General features: G+C 38.9%; 5 protein-coding genes. 4 read left to right on the top strand and 1 reads right to left on the bottom strand.

The annotated features are described in order from the left end of the window. On the top strand, positions 1 to 390 hold a 390-nt coding region (locus ACR2F7_RS00745), incomplete at its 5' end, for an Hsp20/alpha crystallin family protein (protein WP_432711697.1). A 127-nt stretch (positions 391 to 517) separates the two neighbouring features. Here the strand turns inward: ACR2F7_RS00745 and ACR2F7_RS00750 are convergent. Continuing rightward, a complete protein-coding gene (locus ACR2F7_RS00750; RefSeq protein WP_432711698.1) occupies positions 518 to 1,909 on the bottom strand; it encodes an arginine decarboxylase in 1,392 nt (463 codons plus the stop codon). Positions 1,910 to 2,011: 102 nt separating this feature from the next. On the opposite strand from ACR2F7_RS00750, the gene ACR2F7_RS00755 reads away from it, so the two are divergent. From ACR2F7_RS00755 to ACR2F7_RS00765, 3 genes are all read left to right on the top strand, one after another. After that, positions 2,012 to 2,962 (top strand): arginase, encoded by a 951-nt coding sequence (locus tag ACR2F7_RS00755; RefSeq protein WP_432711699.1) that lies wholly within the window; start codon positions 2,012 to 2,014, stop codon positions 2,960 to 2,962. Between the two features lie 3 nt (positions 2,963 to 2,965). Then, complete coding sequence (gene argS / locus ACR2F7_RS00760; RefSeq protein ID WP_432711700.1) at positions 2,966 to 4,747, top strand: arginine--tRNA ligase; 1,782 nt, start codon at positions 2,966 to 2,968, stop codon at positions 4,745 to 4,747. Positions 4,748 to 4,758: 11 nt separating this feature from the next. Beyond that, a partial coding sequence (locus ACR2F7_RS00765; protein ID WP_432711701.1) for a hypothetical protein occupies positions 4,759 to 5,310 on the top strand: 552 nt, incomplete at its 3' end.

Raw genomic sequence — 5,310 nt, forward strand, 5'->3', positions numbered from 1 at the left:
CCTTATTTTAACAATGTATTTGACTCATTGTTTAGCGAAGCCTTAAATAAAAACCTTGTGGTTAATAAAGTGCCAGGGGTTAACATTTTAGAAAGTGCCGAAGCTTATCAGATAGAGATAGCGGCACCAGGTTTAACAAAAGAAGATTTTCACATTAACTTAAAGAAAGATACACTTTCTGTATGGGCAGAGAAAAAAGTTGCAGATGGCGAAGCAAAAGCATACAGCAGGAAAGAATATGATTATAATTCTTTTGCAAGGTCATTTGTATTACCAGAAACTATTGATGCAGAGAAAATCACAGCTGCTTATGAGAATGGTATTTTAAACATCAGCATTGCTAAGAAAGTAGAAGTGGTGCCAGCAGAAAAAGCAATTAAAGTATCGTAATAAATTAAGTATCTAAACTAAAGACTTGTGTAAGATAGATCCTGTAAGAGGTTTCAGGAAGTTTTGGTTGAAGCACATGAATTGGAAAAGGGCAATCCGGATGGACTGCCCTTTTTTAAATAAAGACCTAGGTGTAACCCAGGATTTTCAATACCTGTTTACTATTTTGTTCCTCACCAAAAACCTCAAAGTTGAAAGTTTCATCGCGGTTTCTGCGGATGATGACATGCTTAGGGCTAGGCAATAAGCAATGGTGGATACCGCCATAACCACTCAATACTTCCTGGTAGGCACCTGTGTTAAAGAAACCAAGGTACTGCACTTTACGCGTTTTAGGCATAAACACACTGTTCATGTGTGCTTCCTGGTTGTAATAATCCTGACCATCGCAGGTAATACCACCAAGGTTGACCCTTTCGTACTCTGCATCCCAATTGTTGATCGGCAGCAATACATATTTCTGGTTCAAAGCCCAAACATCAGGTAAGTTGGTGATGAACGATCCGTCCAGCATTAACCATTTTTCTCTGTCGTTTTGTTGCTTACGACCTAATACTTTGTAAAGGATCCCTGAAGCTTCAGCAACCGTGTATTTTCCAAATTCAGTAATGATATCCGGTTCAATTACATCGTGTTCAGCACAGATTTCTTTAATCCTTTTTACAATTTCGTTAACCATGTACTCATAGTCGAAATCAAAAACCAATGAATCTTTAAATGGCATACCACCACCAATATCAAGGGTATCCAGTTCAGGATTGATTTTTTTGAATTTACAATATAAGGTTACATATTTCTCCAGCTCATTCCAGTAATACGGTGTATCAGAAATACCCGAGTTAATGAAGAAGTGAAGCAATTTAACCCTGAAATTAGGGTTAACAGCGATTTTGTTATTGTAAAATTCAATCACATCTTCCATTCTCACCCCCAGGCGAGAAGTATAGAATTGTGAATCAGGCTGCTCCTCAGCAGCAATACGGATACCAAGGTTACAAGGCGTATCCATTTCCACCTCATCGTCATACAAGTTAAATTCTTCCTTGTTATCCAATACGGGGATAATGTTTTTATAACCATCATGCAGCATATCAATGATGTATTGTTTGTACTGATAAGTTTTAAAACCATTACAAATAACGGTGATGTTTTTATCCACTGCACCTTTTTTCTCCAATGCATCAATCATGGGCATGTCGAAAGCAGAAGAAGTTTCCAGGTGGATCCCATTTTTCAGGGCTTCTTCTACAATATGGCGAAAGTGGGAACTCTTTGTACAGTAACAGTACTTGTAGTCGCCACGGTAATCATTTTTAAGGATGGCAGTTTGAAATAATATCTTCGCTTGTTGAATTTTTTTGCTGATCATTGGCAGGTAGGTGAAACGTAATGGCGTGCCATAAGTTTCGATCATCTCCATTAAGTTCAGGTCGTGGAAGTATAATTCATCGTCTATAATGTCATAGCCTTCCTGAGGAAAACCAACACTTAGATCAAGAAATTCGGAGTAACTCTGCATTTTTTATATTTTTGAACGATTTTTAAGGGTTTAGCAAATTAAAATCAACTAATTTTGGCGACAAAGATAAGTCTTTTATAAAACACAGCCGTAATTTTTTTTATGACCAAAATATTAAAGATCATAGAGGTAAAATCTGAGATAGGAGCAGGCACCCGTGGGGCCAGCCTGGGCGTAGATGCCATAAAAATTGCGGCGCTTGATTATGGAAGCCGATTTTTTAAAAAGCACAAGTCTGTAGAGGTTCCCAATGAGAACCATTTACTGCTGGAAAGTACAGGCAGTCCCTTTGCAAAGCGCATTTCTGGCATCCTGACCATGGTAGAAAGGGTACATGATGAAGTAAAGGCTACCTTAGAAAGAAATGAGTTTCCAATAATTTTAGCGGGCGATCATAGTACCGCTGCAGGCACAATATCAGGTATTAAGGCTGCAAATCCTAAAGCAAAATTAGGCGTTATCTGGATTGATGCCCATGCAGATATGCATTCTCCCTACACCACACCTTCCGGAAATATGCATGGCATGCCACTGGCAATGGTGTTGGAAGAGGATAATTTAGAAGAAAAAGTAAATAAGTTAGATCAGGAAACCATTAACTATTGGTTTCAGCTAAAGAACGTGGGCAACATAGCACCGAAGATCACTTACCGCGACCTGGTATTGATTTCAGCCCGCGATATGGAAAAGCCAGAAGAAAAGCTGGTGATCAAGAATAAAGTTAAAAACATCACTACTGCAGACCTGCGGAAAAGAGGATTAGAGCGAATCGTGATTGAAACGTTGATGTATTTAGATCATTGCGACCTTATTTACGTTTCATTTGATGTAGACTCTTTAGATCCAAGCACTTCAAGGGGTACAGGAACCCCGGTAGCACAAGGGATCACTGAAAAGGAAGCAGGGATGCTGATGTCAAAAATAATTACGAATAAAAAAGTATGCTGCTTTGAAATTGTTGAAGTGAACCCCACTTTAGACCGTGAAAACCAAATGGCAGAACATGCCTTTGAAATTCTGGTTAAGGCAACAAATGCGCTAAGAAACGACTAGACTATGAACATCGAAAGAAATTTAATCACTGCAACCGTTGCAGCAGTAAAAGAAATATACAACCAGGACATGCCAGAGGCGCAGGTCAATCTGCAGGATACAAGGGCAGAATTTGAAGGACAAATTACCTTAGTTGTTTTTCCAGTCGTTCGTTTTTCTAAGAAATCTCCAGAAGCAACGGCCAATGATTTAGGCGCTTACCTTGTGGAGCATGTAGAAGAAGTAACTGCATTCAATGTCATCAAAGGCTTCTTAAATTTAAGCATTGCTGAATATTATTGGGTCAATTTATTAAATACCGATTTATTAGCTCCTTCCTTTGGAACTTTTAAACCCAATGGAAACAAGGTGATGGTAGAATATTCATCGCCCAACACCAACAAACCCTTGCATTTAGGCCATGTGCGTAACAACCTGTTAGGTTATTCTGTTGCAGAACTTTTGAAAGCAAACGGACATGAAGTCTATAAAGTAAACCTGGTTAACGACAGGGGCATCCATATTTGTAAGTCTATGCTAGCCTGGCAGAAATTTGGAAATGGTGAAACACCAGAAAGCTCAGGCTTAAAAGGCGATCACCTGGTTGGAAAATACTATGTTATTTTTGATAAGGAATATAAAAAAGAAATTGAAACCTTAAAGTTAAGCGGTGAAACAGAAGAAGAAGCTAAAAAAAATGCGCCTTTAATTAAAGAAGCACAAGAAATGCTTTTAGCCTGGGAAGCGGGGAACGAAGAAGTGATCAGTCTTTGGAAAATGATGAACAGCTGGGTATATGCAGGTTTCGACATCAGTTATAAAAACCTGGGTGTAGATTTCGATAAATATTACTATGAAAGCAATACCTATTTATTAGGAAAAGATACGGTAGATGAAGGTTTAGCCAAAGGTGTGTTCTTCAAAAAAGAAGACGGATCCGTTTGGATTGACTTAACTGCCGATGGCTTAGATGAGAAATTAGTGTTACGTGCCGATGGCACCTCGGTATACATTACACAGGATTTAGGCACAGCACAAATGAAATACGACGATTTCGGGATGGATGAGTCTATTTATGTAGTGGGCAATGAGCAAGATTACCACTTTAAAGTGTTATTCCTGATTTTAAAGAAGTTAGGCAAAGAATGGGCACAAGGCTTACATCACCTTTCTTATGGAATGGTCGATTTGCCAAGCGGCAAAATGAAATCCAGAGAAGGAACAGTTGTTGATGCCGATGATTTAGTGGCAGAAATGATTGAAACCGCCAGACAAAAAACTGAAGCCTTAGGGAAAACGAACGATTTTAGTGATGCAGAAAAAGAACAACTCTATTATAACATCGGTTTAGGTGCCCTTAAATACTTCCTGTTGAAAGTAGAACCTAAAAAACGCCTTTTGTTTGATCCTTCAGAATCCATTGATTTCCAGGGTAACACGGGTCCGTTTATTCAATACACCCATGCCCGTAGCAAATCTTTATTGAACAAAGCAGCCTATAAAGAAGGTGTTAAAAGTGAAGCCAGTTTAATATTAGCACCTACAGAGCTGGAAATGGTGATTCTATTATCAAAATACCCTGTTGAAATTGCTGCTGCGGCTAAAAATTATAGTCCGGCTACATTGGCCAATTACCTTTACGAAGTAGCCAAGATGTTCAACAAGTTTTACCATGAAACGCCACCCATTATCAAAGAAGAAGATGAGCAGGTAAAACAACACCGTTTAAACCTGAGTTGGTTAACCGCAAACATCCTTAAGTCGGGGATGAAAATATTAGGTATTACCGTGCCTGAAAGAATGTAGTTAACAAGAGCATGAATCAACAGCGCTTTAAAAGATCATTATTTGGAGATCCCGTAGAATTTTCGCTGGAAAGCAGGATGTTCCATGGCGTATCTCTGATTATTAGCCTTACGCTGTTCTTTAAAGCGCTTTTTTACAGCTTTACGAGCCTGGAGTTGGGCGCCGTAGTTTGTGGCATTGCTGGTGTAATGGAGCTGGGCAATTATTACCTGAGCAGGTTTCAAAAGAAGGTTAAACTAGCCATTACACTTTGTGCAACCAAGCTGAGTTTGATCATGATCCTGATTTACCTTTATAATGGAGGCTTAGGAGGTAACATGCTATTGCTTTCTGCCATCAGCTTATTCCTGATCATCCTCATCATCCCTAAAAATCAGCATTTCTTTTGGTTGCTGCTGAATATGGGGATTGTATTTACCATGATGGCACTGGAGTATGTCTATCCTACTATTGTAAAACAACACTATTTGAGTAGAACAGAAGCATTTCTCGATCTTGGCGTTACCTATGCCAATGTTGCTTTACTGTTATTTGTTGGGATCAGTATTTTTAGGAGAAGTTTC

Origin of the sequence: Pedobacter sp. (assembly GCF_045628745.1) — a bacterium.
Classification (GTDB): domain Bacteria; phylum Bacteroidota; class Bacteroidia; order Sphingobacteriales; family Sphingobacteriaceae; genus Pedobacter.